Origin of the sequence: Streptomyces sp. LBL, assembly GCF_029893585.1 — a bacterium.
Taxonomy (GTDB): domain Bacteria; phylum Actinomycetota; class Actinomycetes; order Streptomycetales; family Streptomycetaceae; genus Streptomyces.
The window spans coordinates 1-16,581 of record NZ_JARXYX010000044.1; the positions used below are offsets into that span (position 1 = coordinate 1).

11 protein-coding genes and 3 pseudogenes are annotated in these 16,581 nt (G+C 69.9%); 9 read left to right on the forward strand and 5 right to left on the reverse strand.

The annotated features are described in order from the left end of the window. Positions 1-95 precede the first annotated feature (95 nt). Positions 96-807, forward strand: a pseudogene (locus M2271_RS37450) (transposase); the annotation flags it as partial. Positions 808-840: 33 nt separating this feature from the next. Here M2271_RS37450 and M2271_RS37455 read toward each other — a convergent pair. Then, positions 841-1,152, reverse strand: a pseudogene (locus tag M2271_RS37455) (transposase); the annotation flags it as partial. Positions 1,153-2,176: 1,024 nt separating this feature from the next. Here M2271_RS37455 and M2271_RS37460 point away from each other — a divergent pair. Then, positions 2,177-3,169: an aldo/keto reductase gene (locus tag M2271_RS37460; protein WP_280891938.1), complete on the forward strand. Its 993-nt coding sequence runs from the start codon at positions 2,177-2,179 to the stop codon at positions 3,167-3,169. Positions 3,170-3,407: 238 nt separating this feature from the next. Here the strand turns inward: M2271_RS37460 and M2271_RS37465 are convergent, their stop codons facing one another. Beyond that, positions 3,408-4,613 (reverse strand): site-specific integrase, encoded by a 1,206-nt coding sequence (locus M2271_RS37465; RefSeq protein WP_280891939.1) that lies wholly within the window; start codon positions 4,611-4,613, stop codon positions 3,408-3,410. Between the two features lie 255 nt (positions 4,614-4,868). On the opposite strand from M2271_RS37465, the gene M2271_RS37470 reads away from it, so the two are divergent. Beyond that, the gene (locus M2271_RS37470; RefSeq protein WP_280891940.1) at positions 4,869-8,780 is read left to right on the forward strand and encodes a carboxypeptidase regulatory-like domain-containing protein; all 3,912 of its coding nucleotides are present in this window, start codon (positions 4,869-4,871) and stop codon (positions 8,778-8,780) included. Positions 8,781-9,137: 357 nt separating this feature from the next. Here M2271_RS37470 and M2271_RS37475 read toward each other — a convergent pair whose 3' ends face one another. Further along, a complete protein-coding gene (locus tag M2271_RS37475) occupies positions 9,138-9,575 on the reverse strand; it encodes a hypothetical protein (RefSeq protein ID WP_280891941.1) in 438 nt (145 codons plus the stop codon). A 130-nt stretch (positions 9,576-9,705) separates the two neighbouring features. Between M2271_RS37475 and M2271_RS37480 the strand changes: the two genes are divergently transcribed. Both M2271_RS37480 and M2271_RS37485 read left to right on the forward strand, forming a co-directional pair. After that, a complete protein-coding gene (locus M2271_RS37480) occupies positions 9,706-9,891 on the forward strand; it encodes a hypothetical protein (RefSeq protein ID WP_280891942.1) in 186 nt (61 codons plus the stop codon). A gap of 183 nt (positions 9,892-10,074) precedes the next feature. Beyond that, the gene (locus M2271_RS37485; protein WP_280891943.1) at positions 10,075-10,629 is read left to right on the forward strand and encodes a hypothetical protein; all 555 of its coding nucleotides are present in this window, start codon (positions 10,075-10,077) and stop codon (positions 10,627-10,629) included. Positions 10,630-10,662: 33 nt separating this feature from the next. Here the strand turns inward: M2271_RS37485 and M2271_RS37490 are convergent, their stop codons facing one another. Beyond that, positions 10,663-10,797 (reverse strand): hypothetical protein, encoded by a 135-nt coding sequence (locus M2271_RS37490; RefSeq protein WP_280891983.1) that lies wholly within the window; start codon positions 10,795-10,797, stop codon positions 10,663-10,665. A 42-nt stretch (positions 10,798-10,839) separates the two neighbouring features. Next, positions 10,840-11,130: pseudogene (locus M2271_RS42670) on the reverse strand (hypothetical protein); the annotation flags it as partial. Between the two features lie 135 nt (positions 11,131-11,265). On the opposite strand from M2271_RS42670, the gene M2271_RS37495 reads away from it, so the two are divergent. From M2271_RS37495 to M2271_RS37510, 4 genes are all read left to right on the forward strand, one after another. Then, positions 11,266-12,447, forward strand: a complete 1,182-nt coding sequence (locus M2271_RS37495; RefSeq protein WP_280891944.1) for an ROK family transcriptional regulator — start codon at positions 11,266-11,268, stop codon at positions 12,445-12,447. Between the two features lie 190 nt (positions 12,448-12,637). Beyond that, on the forward strand, positions 12,638-14,155 hold the full coding sequence (locus M2271_RS37500) for a sugar ABC transporter ATP-binding protein (RefSeq protein ID WP_280891945.1): 1,518 nt from the start codon (positions 12,638-12,640) through the stop codon (positions 14,153-14,155). Continuing rightward, positions 14,152-15,171, forward strand: a complete 1,020-nt coding sequence (locus M2271_RS37505; RefSeq protein WP_280891946.1) for an ABC transporter permease — start codon at positions 14,152-14,154, stop codon at positions 15,169-15,171. Before M2271_RS37500 ends, M2271_RS37505 begins: the two co-directional genes overlap by 4 nt. A gap of 17 nt (positions 15,172-15,188) precedes the next feature. After that, positions 15,189-16,238, forward strand: coding sequence for a substrate-binding domain-containing protein (locus tag M2271_RS37510; RefSeq protein ID WP_280891947.1), 1,050 nt, complete (start codon positions 15,189-15,191; stop codon positions 16,236-16,238). Positions 16,239-16,581 lie beyond the last annotated feature (343 nt).

The following is a 16,581-nucleotide window of genomic DNA, read 5'->3' on the forward strand; positions in this document are numbered from 1 at the left end:
CTGGCCCATGGGGCGAGCTTGAGCCGTGTGCATTGAAAGGTGCACGCACGGTTCTGAGGGGGCCGGGATGCAGTAATGCATCCCGGCTACCCGACGTGTACCCGGACACCGGCCGGCGCATCGCATTGGCGAGGGCGTTCGGGTGCGCCCGCGTCGTCTTCAACGACGCCGTGCGCGCCCGCGAGGACGCCCGTGCGGCGGGGGAAGCCTTCCCGAAGGCGGGTGATCTCTCGAAGAAGCTGATCACTGCCGCGAAGCAGAGCCCGGCACGGTCCTGGCTGGGCGAGGTCTCCTCGGTCGTCCTTCAGCAGTCCTTGCGGGACGCCGAGACGGCCTACCGCAACTTCTTCGCCTCCCTCAAGGGCACCCGGAAGGGCCCGAAGCTGGGCCCGCCTTGTTTCAAGTCCCGCAAGGACAAGCGGCAGTCGATCCGGTTCACCGCGAACGCCCGTTGGTCCCTCACCGACCATGGTCAGCTGAGCCTGCCCAAAATCGGGGCGGTGAAGGTCAAGTGGTCGCGCACCCTGCCCGCCACCCCCACCACCGTCACCGTGATCAAGGACGCGGCGGGCAGGTACTTCGCCTCCTTCGTCATCGACACCGACCCCGCCGCCGACGCTGCCCGCATGCCCGACACGGACCAGGTCATCGGTATCGACCTGGGCCTTGCCCACTTCGCGATCCTGTCCACCGGCGAGAAGATCGACTCCCCCAGGTTCCTGCGCCGGGCGGAGAAGAAGCTCAAAAAGGCCCCAGCGGGAGCTGTCCCGCAAGAAGAAGGGAAGCAAGAACCGGGACAAGGCCCGTCGGGACTTCGGAGTCGTCCTTGTCGAACCTGGGCGGCCGGCCACGCTGGGAGCCGCGCTTCTTGCGGTTGGCGATCTGGTCGCGCTTCTCCGGGATCGTGCAGCGGATACCGGGCTTGCGCAGGTAGGCGCGGTTCGCGCGCGAGCCGCACGCCTTGTCGGCACGAACCTTGTCCGGCCGGGTGCGCGAACGGCCCGGCCCGGGTCTGGGCACCCGGATACGTCCCAGGACCACCTGGAACTGCGGGGAGTCACCACGTTGCCCCGCGGTGATCACCAGCGACATCGGCTTCTGGGCCTGCTCGACCGCCAAATGGAACTTGGTCGTCAGCCCGTCCCGGGAACGAGGTGTTGGCCGGACTACCGGACGACACGCCGGACGTGAGCGCATCCCTCGCACGGCCTAGTCGGTAGACCCTGCGCATCCGAACGACGAAGGAGCGCAAGGAAGTTGGACGCAGCCTCTCGTGACATCCAGTCGATCCGTTTGCCGCGATGGGGACGGGTAGCCGTCGGGGCCGGGGCAGTTCCCTGGCTGGTCTTCAACGAGGAGGGAAGGGCGGTGGACCCGATTCGCAGGTTCCTGATCGACTTCGTCGCTCGTGACAACCGGCCGGGCAGCGTCCGCAGTTATGCCTTCGATCTTCTGCGCTGGTGGCGGTGGCTTCTCTGCACCAAGCAAGACGGCACGCCGAGGAGATCTGTTCAGGAGCTTCCACAGCGTCCTGTCACGGCTACGGCCAGAACGACCCAACTCCCAGGTGATCGACAGGGTGCGCCGGGCAGCGCCGGCACTCCACCGTGCCTGACGGGGACGAGCGTGGACGGTCTAATCCAGTACCAGACGTCCGTTATGGACTCTGGTCCCGGCCTGCTTGAGGCGATGCAGAACCGGCACGACTTCGACTTGGCGCACGGCGGGGAGCACGCCGACCTTGGTAGTGATGAAGGTGTACAGGTCCTCGGTGTCCCTGCAGGTGACAGTGACCAGCAGATTGGCCGCGCCGGTGGCAGCGGCCGTGAACGTGGTCTCGGGATGCAGCGATAGTGCGGTGCCGGTCGCATCGAGATCGCCCGGGTGACGGTGAGCCAGAGGTATGCGGTGGCGTGAAAGCCGAACTGGGCCGGCGCGAGGTCCACCGCGATGTGCAGTGCCCCGGAGGACAGCCCTATGGCGACCTGTTGCCGGTGGACCGTTTCACCCGCCCCCGCCCCCGCCCCCGCCCCCGCCCCGCCCCCGCCGCGCCTGACCCGCCGGCGGGGGCCGGTCCTCCGGCTTGACTTCGAGCGCGCTCCAGGGCCTAGCGTCGGAGGCGTTCGTCAGCCCTCGAGGTACCGCCCGGTCCGCCGGGCAGGAGGAGTATCCGCGCATGATCACCCGAACCACGCTCGGCTCGCCTGGTCTCACCGTCAGCGCGATGGGCCTGGGGTGCATGGGGATGAGCGAGAGCTACGGCGCCGCCGACTGGGACGGCGGCCTGGCCACCATCAACCGGGCCCTGGAGCTGGGCATCACGTTCCTGGACACCGCCGACGCCTATGGCACCGGGCACAACGAGGTGCTGGTGGGCCGGGCCATCCACGGCCGCCGGGACCAGGTGCAGCTAGCCACCAAGTTCGGCATCGACCGCAGCGCCGGCGACCGGGCACGCCGCATCCGCGGTGCCCGGGACTACGTGCTGCGCTCCTGCGACGCCTCGCTGCTGCGGCTGGGCGTCGAGGTGATCGACCTGTACTACGCCCACCGCCCGCCCCAGGACGTGGAGATCGAGGAGACCGTCGGGGCGATGGCCGAGCTGGTCGAGGCGGGCAAGGTCCGCCATCTGGGCCTGTCCGAGGTCGACGGTGAGCTGCTGCGCCGGGCGCACGCGGTGCACCCGATCACCGCGGTGCAGAGCGAGTACTCGCTGTGGACCCGCGACGTCGAGGCGGTCACCCCGGTGATGGCCGAGCTGGGGGTCGGGTTGGTGCCGTACTCGCCGCTGGGGCGGGGGTTCCTGACCGGCGCCCTGGACCGCTCCACGCTGGGCGAGAAGGACTTCCGGCGCACCAACCCCCGCTTCGCCGGCGAGGCGGGCGAGGCCAACGAGAAGATCGCGCAGACCGTGCGCGAGGTGGCCGACCGGCTGGGTGCCACCCCGGCCCAGGTGGCGCTGGCCTGGGTGTACGCCCAGGCCGAGCGGCTCGGGGTGGCGGTGGCGACCATTCCGGGCACCCGCAGCCCTGCCCGGCTGGAGCAGAACGCGGCCGCGCTGGAGCTCACCCTGGACGCCGAGGCGCTGGCCGCGCTGGACCCGCTGAGCGACCGGGTGATGGGCGAGCGCTACACCCCTGCGCACACCGCTGAGGTTGCTCGGGGTTAGCCGGTGGGCCCGACGCGCACGACGTCCAGCTCGACGACGTCGTTGACGTCGCGCCCACCGGTGACCTCGCCGGTCACGACCAGCCGGGGTCGGGCCGGCGGTGCCCCGTCCTGCTCGACGGCCAGGATCGCCCCGGTTGCCGGAGCCCGGGGCGATCTCGCCGTAGGAGACCAGCGCCCGGTACCCGTCCGCGCCCACCGCGAGCACGCCGACGCTCAGCTGGGGTGTCGTCAACCGATCACCTGGCCGCTGAACGCGGCGCGATGCCGGGTATGCCGAGGTCGACCGGCGCGACCCTGGCGAGCCGACGGGTCTGGTCTCGCTTCTGGCACAGGAAGGACAGGGTGAGGTCGATCCCTTCGATCTCACCGAGCCACCCCTCTGCTTCGGCTCGGGCCCGGCGGGCCAGAAGGTCGACTTCAATCTCGTCGAGGCGGGACAGCATCTTCGGATTGATGTTGATCATGGGACATCTCAGACAGGCGTGCTCATGCTGGCAAGGTGTCGAGTAGGGGCGGGCGCATCCTCCCAGCTCGACTTTTGCGCTGGTCGAAGTGCTCCTCGAAGCCGAGCCATTCGGGTTCGGTGACCGGCCGGTACTCATCGGTGGCCTGGCCTGGCGGCGCCGGTCGAGAAATCCCTGGTAGTGCCGGACGACGTCCTCGTTGAACACGGCGACGTATCCACGAGTCGTTTGAAGATTCAAATGTCCGAGTGGGGCTGCTCCGATGTGGATCGGAAGCCCGCTGTTCACCAGCTCCGTGGCCAGGAGTCGGCGAAAATCGTGCGGGGTGAAGCTGGTCGCAAGGAAGCCAGGGTGTTGTTCGGCGAGCTCGACGCAGTGGCGCTTCAGCATGTTCACCACGGTGGTATCTGACATGACCTCGTGCTTGGTGCCGATCTTGCGTTGGAACAAGAACGGCATGGGTGCGCTGCTCTGCCGTTCCTTCGGGTCGTAACGAGGCAAGAGCGGGATGGTCTGGCCGCCGGTGGTGTGGCGGCGGACGATGGCCGCGACGACGGCGAACAGCTCGGCGGACATGGGGATGACGCGTTCTCGGTCGCTCTTCGAGGGAGCGACCACCAGCAAGGCGATGACCTCGCCGTTGGGCCGTTGATACTGCCGGATGCTGAGATGGGTGAGTTCCAGGGCCTCTTCTGTGCGCACGCCTGAATGCCGCAGGACCTCAACGATCGCCCACTCCCAGAAGGCGGCGTCCTCGGCATGCGTGACATTGATGTGCTTGCCGCTCTCCAGATCGAGGACGCGGACGTTCGCCAGCCCTCCGAGCCGGACGCGGCGTTCATCCACAACGAGCACCGCACCCACCGCTCCCTGCAGGCAGCCGCGCCGCTGCGCGCACTCCCCGAAACCATCACCGACCCCAGGGAGATCGCTCGCCTCGACATACGTCGACACGACCGCCTCGGCGGAGTGATCCACGAGTACCAACACGCCACTTGAGCTGCACGGACGTGATTCTCGGCACGCACAGCGACCACGGACGTGGACACCACCTCGGCCACCACTGACGATGCCCGGGCCCTGGCGAGCATCTGCAGGTCGGCGGTGCCAGTGCGGCGGGTGCCGTGGAATCGATCAATCAGGAGCGCACAATTTCACACACGTGACATGTGCATGAATTACGCTCCCGCCTGATCGTTTCCCTGCTACCCATGAAGGTCTGAAAGGACCCAGATGATCAAGGTGGGACTGTTCCGTACCCGACTGGCCGCGTTAACCGCCCTGTTCGGCATCCTGATGACACTGGTCTGGGCACTCCCCCAGACCGCCACCGCCACCGCCACCGCCACCACCGAGGCAACCACCACGACCGCCACCGCCTCGACGGCCTCGACTGTGCCGACGCACCCCCTCTGCGCGAGACCCGACAAACCCAACCAGATGGCCTGCTTCGCGGTCGCCCGCGATGATGTCCGGCAGACCGGCAAAGGCTTCCAACCCCTGCTGGCCCCCGCCGGGTTGGGCCCCGCCGACCTCCAGAGCGCCTACGACCTGCCGTCCGACGTTGCCGGGGCCGGGGTCACGGTGGCCATCGTCGACGCCTACGACAACCCGAACGCCGAGGCCGACCTGGCCGTCTACCGCTCCCAGTTCGGCCTGCCGCCCTGCACCACCGCAAACGGCTGCTTCCGCAAGACCGACCAGCGCGGCGGCACCGAGTACCCACAGCCCGACGCGGGCTGGGCCGGCGAGATAGCCCTCGACCTCGACATGGTCAGCGCCGCCTGCCCGCTCTGCCACATCCTGCTGGTCGAGGCCGACGAGCCGTCCATCGAGGGCTTGGGCGAGGCGGAGAACACGGCGGTCGCGCTCGGCGCCGCATACGTCTCCAACAGCTGGGGCGGGAGCGAGAGCGCGTTCGGCGACCTGCCCGATGACGACTACTACAAGCACCCGGGCGTGGCGATCACCTTCAGCACCGGCGACAACGGCTACGGCAACAGCTACCCGGCCACGCTCCCGTACGTCACGGCCGTCGGCGGGACGGCGCTGAGCCGGGACGCCGGGACGATCCGGGGCTGGAACGAGTCCGCCTGGACCGGGGCGGGCAGCGGCTGCTCGGCCTACTCCCCCAAGCCGTCCTTCCAGACCGACCGGGGCTGCGCCAACCGCGCCAACGCGGACGTGTCGGCCGTCGCCGACCCGGCGACAGGCGTCACCGTCTACAACACCTACGAGGACCGCGGCTGGGGCGTCTACGGCGGTACCAGCGCGTCCGCCCCGATCATCGCCGCCACCTACGCGCTCGCCGGGAAGCCGGGCGCGAAGACCTACCCCAACGCCTACCCGTACGCCCACACCGGTGCCCGCGACGGCGCGCCGAGCGGCGCTCTGAACGACGTGACCAGCGGCACCAACGGCACCTGCGCCACCGCCTATCTGTGCACCGCAGGCCCCGGCTGGGACGGCCCCACCGGCCTCGGCACCCCGAACGGCACCGCCGCCTTCACCACCGGCCCGTACGGCAGGTTGACCGGCAAGGTCACCGACCCGTCCGCCGGCGGCCCGGTGGCCGGAGTGCGGATCACGGCCGGCGCGAACGCCACGACGACCGGCACCGACGGCACCTACGACATGACGCTCCCGGCGGGCACGTACGACGTGACGGCCGCCAAGTTCGGCTACGGCAGCACCACACCGGCCGCCGTCGGGGTCGGCGACGACGCGACCGTGGCCCGGGACTTCACCCTCACCGCCCAGCCCCTGGTCACCGTCAGCGGTCGGATCCGGGACGGCTCCGGACACGGCTGGCCGCTCTCCGCGGGCATCCAAGTCACCGGTGAGCCGTCCACCCGGACGTACACCGACCCGGCGACCGGCCGCTACACCCTCGAACTGCCCGCCAACAGCACCTACACCCTGCAGGTCGACCCGGTCTACACCGGTTACCAGGTCACGACGGCCGACCTGACGGTGGGCGCCAAGGCCGGCCGCAAGGACTTCGGCATCCCGGTCGACGCGGCCGCCTGCGTGGCGCCCGGCTACAAGCAGACGTTCAGCGAGGCCACCGAGACCTTCGACGGCACTCAGGCGCCCGCCGGGTGGAGCGTCACCGGCAGCGGTCACACCTGGCGCTTCGACGACCCGGCCGGGCGCGGCAACCTCACCGGCGGCTCGGGCGACTTCGCCATCGCCGACAGCGGCTACTCCGGCGACCGGCAGAACACCTCCCTCCTCTCCCCGGTCCTCGACCTGACCGGCCACGACACGCCCGCGGTCCGCTTCGGCACCTTCTACAAGCCGTTCGACGACGACTCCAGGGCCGACGTCGACCTCAGCGTCGACGGCGGCACGACCTGGTCCACGGTCTGGCACCGCGACACCGACTCCGCCGGCCCCGGGACGCAGAGCATCGCCCTCCCGGACGCGGCGGGGAAGTCCGCCGTCCAGGTGCGGTTCCGCTACAACGGCGACTACGCCTACTACTGGCAGGTCGACGACGTCGCCTTCGGCGGCATGACCTGCAAGCCGGTGCCGGGCGCGCTGCTGTACGGGACGGTGACGGACCGCAACACCGGCCGGCAGCTGAGCGGTGCGACGGTGAGCGGCAGGACCGGCGCCAAGGCGCCCAAGGCGACCACGGCGGGCGACGGTTCGTACGTACGCTTCGCGCCGCGGACGGGCCGTCAGCAGGTCGCGTTCAGCGCCGAGCACTACACCACGGCGACGAGGAAGGTGAACGTCAAGGCCGACCACGCCGCCCGCCTCGACGCGGTGCTGCGCGCCGGACAGCTGGCGATCAGCCCGGCGGCGGTCGACAAGACCGTACGCAAGGGGAAAGCCACCACCGCCCAGTTCACCCTGCGCAACACCGGCTCGGCCCCGCTCACCGTCAGCCTCACCGAGCGGTCCGGGGACATCCCGACGGCGAAGACGGCCGGCGCGGCAGCTCCGAAGTACGTCCCCGGTGACTACACCCCAGACCGGCTGACGAAGACGAAGCCGAAGACGAAGACGAAGCCGAAGCCGAAGACCCCTTCCGCGTCCACGTCCACGGATGTGACCCCCGCCGCCTCGGCCTGGACCTCCCTCGCCGACTACCCCACCCCCGTCATCGACAACGCCGTCGCCACCGGCCCGGACGGCCGCGTCTACTCGGTCGGCGGCACCGACGGCACCTCCGTCCTGTCCGGCGGCTACGTCTACGACCCCGTCACCGCCGCCTGGACGGCGATCCCCGGCGGTCACCCCACCCCCCGTGAGTCACCCCAGTCCGCCTTCCTGAACGGCAAGTTGTACGTCACCGGCGGCTGGACAGCGGACGGCGACACCGTGACCACCACCGAGGTCTACGACCCGCAGCACCGCACCTGGTCCACCGCCGCCCCGGTGCCCGCCGGGTACGCGGCAGCGGCCTCCGCCACGCTCGACGGCAAGTGGTACCTGGTCGGCGGCTGCGGCCAGGGTTACTGCACCGGCGCCACCGCAGTGCAGGTCTACGACCCGGCCACCGACACCTGGGCCACCACCACGCCCTACCCCGAGGCCATCTCCTGGCTCGGCTGCGGCGCCGTCTCGGGCATCCTGTACTGCGCGGGCGGCACCACCGTGGTGGAGGGTACGCGGCACGGCTACGCCTACGACCCGGCCACCGCCGCGTGGACTCCGATCACCGACCTTCCCATCGACCTGTGGGCCTCGGCCGCCACCACCGCCGACGGCCGCTTCCTCCTCTCCGGCGGGGTCAGCAACCTGCTCGGCGCCGTCACCAGCGCCGGCTACGCCTACGACCCGGCCGCCCGCACCTGGACGGCCCTGCCCGCCGCCACCACGCCGCTCTACCGGGCCGGTGGCGCCTGCGGGTTCTACCGCGTGGGCGGCGCACCGAGCGTCTTCGACGCCCACGCGAACGTCGAGCAGCTGCCGGACCTCGACAGCTGCGTCCCGGCGACCGACGTCCGCTGGCTGTCCGCCACACCCGTCACGCATACGCTCGCCCCCGGCCAGCGCCTGACCGTCACCGTCCGGCTGGATGCGGGCGTGCCGGCGGTGGACACCGCCGGCACCTACACGGCCGCGCTCGCGGTCGGCACGGACACGCCGTACACGTACCCGTTGGTTCCGGTGCGGATGACCGTGCGCTGACGGGTCGTCATCCGGCTATGCCTTCCGCCGTGAGGCGACCGTGCTGGTCGCAGCCATCAAGGAGTGGCTGCGACCAGCACGCCTACGACTGACCAGAGCGGCCCTTTGCGACCAGCGACTTGAACGAGTGCACGTCCGCGGCCGCCGGCAGAATCCTGCTGCCCCACCTGTCTTTGCGACTGTCGTCGCGCACCCACAGGAGCTCGATGCCGCACAGGCCGCCCCAACTCCAGGCGGCCAGTCCGTCGACCAGTTCACCCTCCTCGTCGGTGACCTTGACCGAGAAGGTCCCGCGGTCGGCCGCACCGGTGGCGGCCGTGTTGAAGGCAATCAGTTCCTCGGTCAGTCGGTCGTGCCCTAGGGGATCCTGATGTTGTAGACACCGCTGGAGACGTCGGCGGCCGTGGGCTTGACGGTCACGCCGCCGAGGGACTGCCCCCCGCCCGAGTCACAGTTGCCGGTCTCCCAGGCGGAGACGCCGTAGGTGACGCCCGTGGTGACCCTGTAGTTGGTGGCGAATATGATCCGGCCGTTGCCACCTGAGGTGCTGGCGTTCGTCGTGTTCACGCAGGTGACGGAGGTGCCGTCGTCGATCCGGAGACTGCCGAAATACACGACGGAGTTCCCGGCGCCCCTGGCTGCCATCGGAACGTCGGCGGTGAGTGAGGCAGTGGGGGCTGCGGACGCTGTGGGCGCAGCGACGAGGGCGCCGGCGCCGGTGAGGGCGAGCAGGGCGGCCAGCGAAGCGGAACGGACCGTGCGGCGAGTGCGGTCGTGGGGGGACGTCAGGCGCATGTCTCTTCCCATCATCGAGAGGTTGTCCAAGTCTCAAGCAACTTGCGAGACCAGTGTTACCCGGGGGAACAACACCACAGGACCCCGGTTTCGGCCATGTTCGAGATCCGTCGCACCCAGGGAGCGAGGTGTGCCCGAATGGCCTCTCTATGCGTCCCCCGGACTGCTGCGCCTCACTGACCCCGGCGTCCGTGAGCAGTTGGAGGTCCTGCCCGACTCCCTGGTCCTGAACATAGAGACGTCGGCCCGGCCCACAACCAGCAGCAGGGGAAGCGCAGGAACCGAACGGCCGACCAGGGCGCAGGTGAACGGATAGCGTGCTGTCCGACAGCTCCGCCCTGGTAGGGCGACCGATCCACCTGCCGACCGCTGCGGTCGGCGGCCAGCACGGAGGCGCCACGTGGTGAAGGCCGCGAAGCCAGCTCCCCGCGATTCGAAGCCTGCGCCCGGCCGGGCCAAGCCCGGGAAGCCCGGGAAGCCCGGAAAGCTCGGGAAGCCCGTGAAGTTGGTGAAGGCCGGCGGGCCTGCGAAGGCCACACCGCGGCGTCGAGGCGGTGCGGCCCGGCCGCCGAGTCTGCGGCGCCTGCTGGGCAAAGCGGCGGTGCTGACCGTGCTGATGCTGCTGGGGCTGTGGATGGTCGGCCTGGGGGCGCAGAAGCTGGCGTACGCGGCGGGCTGGGCCGGGACCGCCGGAACGATCCGGGCCGCCTCGTGCCACGACGAAGGCGGGTCCGACTCCCCTTCGTGGGTATGCTCGGGCGTCTACCGCTCCGACGACGGGAGCACAGTCGACCAGCATGCCTGGGTAAAGCCGTCCGGGAACGAGCAGGGCCACACGATCGACGTCCGCCACATGTCCGGCCACGACTACTCCGCCACCGACGCTGGCGCGCTGGTGACGCCGATCGCCCTGATCGTCTTCAGCGGCCTGGTACTGACGGGCGCCTTGTGGGGCGGCCCGGCCGCACTGCGGCGATGGGCGAACGAAGTGAGGGCGGCGCGCGGGCGCACACGCCGGGCGGGACCTCAGGATGGTGCGGGCAACCGGGCTTAGCTCGACTCTGTCGGGGATCTTGGACGGTCGGACTCAGCTGCCGAGCGTTCGCCAGGACTTTGACCGGGGGATCTCGTTCTGGTCCAGGAAGGTCTGGTAGGCGGTCGGCGGTCTCGGCGGAGAGGGTTCCTCGGTCGCCGACTGGCCGCTGAGTCGTTCGATGTTCACGGCGATGGCCGTGAGTATGTGTTGCAGGTGGGTTTTCGGCTGTCCGCGGTAGCGGCAGTGGCGCATGCCGTGTCCGTGGGCGAACTCATTGCTTGCCCTCGACTCCGGAGCGGACCGCGTAGCGGGTCTTCCACTAAATGTGTTGCCCCACCCGCATTTGCCTACATGCGTTTGCCTACGCATGTAGGCGTGCCGGAGGCCGTCGTTCACCACACCTGCGTATGCGCCCCTGCTCATTGCCGTGCGAAGGTGCGCGGCGTTCGGAACCGTCTCGGGATCGCTCACGCCCGCCACGGCATCCAGGCCCGCCACCGCGCGGTACTGCGGGAGCATCTTTGTCCTGTGAGTGGAGAAAGCTTGCAGCAATCTGTGCACAGGTTCTTCCCAGGTTCGGCAGCCGCTGCTACGTTCCACTCGAAAGCACCACAGCAGGCGGCCGATTGAGGCGGGGAGGGGTTCGTGAGACGCATGACAGCGCGACCCGCGAACGCCCACCAGGCCCGGCTGCTCAAGCTGTTGCGTGACGGAGGCCCCAACTCGCGTGCCCAGCTGGGCGATCGTGTCGACCTCTCGCGGTCCAAACTGGCCGTCGAAGTGGACCGGTTGCTGGAGACCGGCCTGGTCGTGGCCGACGGACTCGCCGCCTCGCGCGGCGGCCGCCGCTCCCACAACATCCGGCTGGCCCCCAATCTGCGATTCCTCGGCGTGGACATCGGTGCGACCTCGGTCGACGTCGCCGTCACCAACGCCGAGTTGGAGATCCTCGGTCATCTCAACCAGCCCATGGACGTCCGCGAGGGCCCGGTCGCGGTCTTCGATCAAGTCCTGTCCCTGGCCGCGAAGTTGAGGGCTTCTGGGCTCGCGGAGGGTTTCGACGGCGCCGGCATCGGCGTCCCGGGACCGGTCCGCTTTCCCGAGGGCGTACCGGTCGCTCCACCGATCATGCCGGGCTGGGACGGCTTCCCTGTGCGGGAGGCGCTCAGTCAGGAACTCGGCTGCCCGGTCATGGTCGACAACGACGTGAACCTGATGGCGATGGGGGAGATGCACGCGGGCGTCGCACGCTCCGTGGGTGACTTCCTCTGCGTCAAGATCGGTACCGGTATCGGCTGCGGCATCGTCGCCGGCGGGGACGTTCACCGCGGGACGACGGGCAGCGCTGGCGACATCGGGCACATCCAGGCCGTGCCCGGCGGACGCCCGTGCGCCTGCGGCAACCGGGGCTGCCTGGAAGCTCACTTCAGCGGGGCGGCCCTCGCCCGGGACGCCATGGAGGCGGCCCAACAGGGCCGCTCGACGGAGCTCGCTACCCGACTGGAGGCGAACGGCGGCCTCACCGCCGTCGACGTCGCCGCCGCAGCCGCCGCGGGCGACGCCGTCGCGCTCGACCTCATCCGGGAGGGCGGCGACCGCGTCGGCCAGGTCATCGCCGGCCTGGTCAGCTTCTTCAACCCGGGCCTGGTGGTGATCGGTGGCGGAGTCACCGGCCTAGGCCACACCCTGCTCGCCGCGATCCGCACCCAGGTCTACCGCCAGTCGCTGCCGCTGGCGACCGGCAACCTGCCCATTGTGCTGGGGGAGTTGGGCCCCACCGCCGGAGTCATCGGCGCGGCCCGTCTCATCAGCGACCACCTGTTCTCACCCGCGTAGACGCCCACTTCGAACTGGCCCTCTCAGCATCGCGCCCTGCTCGGCCCGGCCCCCGCTCGGCCCGGCCCCCGCTCAGCCCTGACCTCCTCAGCCCTGCCCTCCTCAGCCCCGCCCCGCCCTGCCCTGTTCGGATCAGCCCTGCTCCGCCCTGCCCTGAACCGGCCCGCACGCCAGCCGAGGGGAACCACACATGGCACCAGAAGTACCGCTGCTCAACATGTCCGGCATCACCAAGTCGTTCCCCGGAGTCCGGGCCCTCGACGGCGTCGACCTCGACGTCCTGGCCGGCGAGGTGCACTGTCTGCTCGGCCAGAACGGGGCCGGGAAGTCCACGCTCATCAAGGTCCTGGCCGGGGCCCACCAGCCCGACACCGGCACCATCCGCTGGCGCGGCGAGGACGTCACCCTCCGCTCGCCGATCGCCGCCATGCGCCTCGGCATCGCCACCATCTACCAGGAACTCGACCTGGTGGAACACCTGTCCGTGGCCGAGAACGTCCACCTCGGCCATGAACCCACGGCCGCCGGGTTCATCGTACGAGGAAAAACCGCGCGAAGTTCAACAGCCGCTCTGCTCAGGCGACTTGGACATCCCGAGATCGATCCCGGGCGACTGGTGGGGGAGTTGTCGGCCGCCCAGCAGCAGATCGTGTCCATGGCGCGGGCGCTCTCGCACGACGTACGGCTCATCGTGATGGACGAACCCTCCGCGGCCCTCGATCCGGACGAGGTCGACAACCTGTTCAGGATCGTCGGCGACCTCACCGCCGACGGTGTCGCCGTCGTCTACATCTCCCACCGGCTGGAAGAGATCCGCCGGATCGGTGACCGGGTGACCGTGCTCAAGGACGGTCGGGCCGTCGCCGTCGGGCTGCCCGCCAAGTCGACGCCGACCCGCGAGGTCGTCGCGCTGATGACCGGACGCAACGTCGGGTACGTCTTCCCCGACCGGCCCGACTCGGTGCCCGAGGGGACCGCGGTCCTGGAGGTCGAAGGGCTGGCCCGCGAGGGCGAGTTCGAGCCTTTCGACCTGCGGGTGCGGCCCGGTGAGATCGTCGGTCTGGCCGGACTCGTCGGCTCCGGCCGCTCCGAGATCCTGGAGACGATCTACGGTGCCCGCAAGCCCACGTCGGGTCACGTCCGTGTCGACGGCAAGGCGTTGAAACCGGGCAGCGTCCGCGCCGCCGTGCGGGCCGGACTCGGACTCGCCCCCGAAGAGCGCAAGGCGCAGGCGCTCCTCATGCTGGAGTCGGTCACCCGCAACGTCTCGGTCTCCTCCATGTCCCGCTTCTCGCGGGGCGGTTGGATCGACCGGGGTGCCGAACACAAGGCCGCGCGGGCCGCCACCCGCGAACTGTCGCTGCGGCCCGACAACCCGGACGTGCCGGTGCGCACCCTGTCCGGCGGCAACCAGCAGAAGGCCGTCCTGGCCCGCTGGCTGCTACGCGGCTGCCGGGTGCTGCTGCTCGACGAACCGACCCGCGGGGTCGACGTCGGCGCCCGCGCCGAGCTGTACGCGGTGGTGCGCCGACTGGCGAACGATGGCCTCGCCGTGCTGCTGGTCTCCAGTGAGGTCCCCGAGGTGCTCGGCCTCGCCGACCGTGTCCTGGTGCTGCGCGAGGGCCGCGTCGTCCACGCCGCACCCGCCTCTGAGCTGGATGAACACCGCGTACTCGACCTCGTCATGGAAGGAAGCCCGGCGTCATGACGCAGCATGTCTCCCCGCCCAGGGACAGCGCCGACAAGGTGCCGTCGACGAACGAAGCCCCGGCCTGGCGTTCCCTGGTGTTCCGCGCCGACGTGCGCACCCTCTCCCTGCTCGGTGTGCTCGCCGCGCTGATCGTCATCGGCGGCATCACCAAGCCCGAGGAGTTCCTCGACACCCGCAACCTTCAACTCGTCCTCACTCAGGCCTCGGTGATCGGGGTCGTCACCGTCGGGATGACCTTCGTCATCACCTCCGGAGGCATCGACCTGTCGGTCGGCGCGATCGTCGCCCTCTCCTCGGTGTGGGCGACCACGGTCGCCACGCAGGAGTACGGCTTCGCGGGCATCCTCTTCACCGCGGTGCTCGTCGGCGTCGGCTGCGGCCTGGTCAACGGGCTGCTGATCGCGTACGGCGGGATGGTTCCGTTCATCGCCACCCTGGCCATGCTCGCCTCGGCCCGCGGTCTGGCACTCCAGATCACCGACGGCCGCACTCAGATCGTCACTGTCGAGAACATCCTCGACCTCGGCGAGCGCGACTCCTACGTGCTCGGCGTCCCGCCGCTGGTGCTGGTGTTCGCGGTCGTGACGATCATCGGCTGGCTGGTGCTGAACCGGACCACCTTCGGGCGCCGCACCGTCGCGGTCGGCGGTAACGCGGAGGCGGCCCGGCTCGCCGGCATCGACGTCCGGCGCCAGCGCCTGTACCTCTACCTGCTGTCGGGGCTGTGCTGCGGGATCGCCGCCTTCCTGCTGATCATCCTGTCCGGCTCCGGCCAGAACACCAACGGCAACCTCTACGAGCTCGACGCCATCGCGGCCGCGATCATCGGCGGCACCCTGCTCAGCGGGGGGCGCGGCACCATCACCGGCTCGGTGCTCGGCGTTCTGATCTTCACCACGATCACCAACATCTTCGCCCTGAACAACCTGCAGAGCGACGTCCAGCAGATCGCCAAGGGCGCGATCATCGTCGCCGCCGTGCTGGTCCAGCGCCGTACCGCGAGCACGACCTGAGGAAAGGGTTCACCACGATGCCAGACACCACGCCTTTCACGAGCCGCAGAGGAATGCTCTTCGGGGCCGCCGCCGTGTCCGCCGGTGCCCTCCTTACCGGTTGCACCAGCAACGAATCGAAGGACGACGAGCCCGCCGCGAACGAGCGGCCGGCCGCCGACGACAAGCCCGGCAAGGCGGTCACCATCGGCTTCGCCGGCCCGCAGGCCGACCACGGCTGGCTCAACGCCATCAACGACAACGCCAAGAAGCGGGCCGAGAAGTACTCCGACGTCACCCTGGAGATCACCGAGGGCTCGAACGACACCGCCCAGCAGATCGGGCAGATCGAGACCCTGATCAACAAGAAGGTCGACGTCCTGGTCGTCCTGCCAGCCGACGGCAAGGCCCTGACCCAGGTCGGACTCAAGGCGATGCGCGCGGGCATCCCCGTCGTCAATCTGGACCGGGTCTTCAACACTCCGCAGGCGTACCGGTGTTGGATCGGCGGCGACAACTACGGCATGGGCCTCAGCGCCGGCCACTACATCGGCGAGAAGCTCAAGGGGAAGTCGAACGCCCGGGTCATCGAACTGGCCGGACTGGACAACCTGGAGCTGACCAAGCAGCGCACCCAGGGCTTCGACGACGCGCTGAAGAACTACCCCGACATCAAGAAGGTGGCCCGCCAGGCCGCCGACTTCACCGTCGAGTCCGGGCAGGCCAAGATGGCCCAACTCCTCCAGGCCCAGTCGAAGTTCGACGCGCTGTGGAACCACGACGACGACCAGGGCGTGGGCGCGCTGCGCGCCATCGAACAGGCCGGGCGCGACGGCTTCCTGATGGTCGGCGGGGCGGGCGCCCTGTCCGCCTTCCAGGCCATCAAGCAGGACAACGGCGTCCTGAAGGCGACCGTCCTCTACCCGCCGACCATGGCCGCCTCCGCGATCGACCTCGCCCGCGCCCTCGGCCAGGCCAAGGGCGTCACCGGCCTCGCCGAGTACGAGATCCCCTCGTCGATCACGCTCTACTCGGCCGTGGTGGACAAGGAGAACGTCGACCAGTACATGTCCACCGGCTTCAAGTAGGCGTCCCGCCCAAGGCGCCCGGTCCCTCGACGGTCCGGGCTGTACCCCCCACCGCGCCACGACCAGGAGGGCATCGCTTATGGCACATCCGCAGCAGTCAGAAGAGGCGGAGGCACAGCGGCCGGAAACGGCCGAGGCGAGGCAGCCGGAGAGGGCTGAGGCGAGGCAGCAGGAGTCGGCTGAGGCGAGGCAGCAGGAGTCGGCTGAGGCGAGGCAGCAGGAGTCGGCTGAGGGGACGCGGCAGGAGTCGGCTGAGGGGAGGCAGCAGGAGTCGGCCGAGGGGACGCGGCAGGAGTCGGCCGAGGGGACGCGGCAGGAGTCGGCCGAGGCGAGGCAGCCGGGC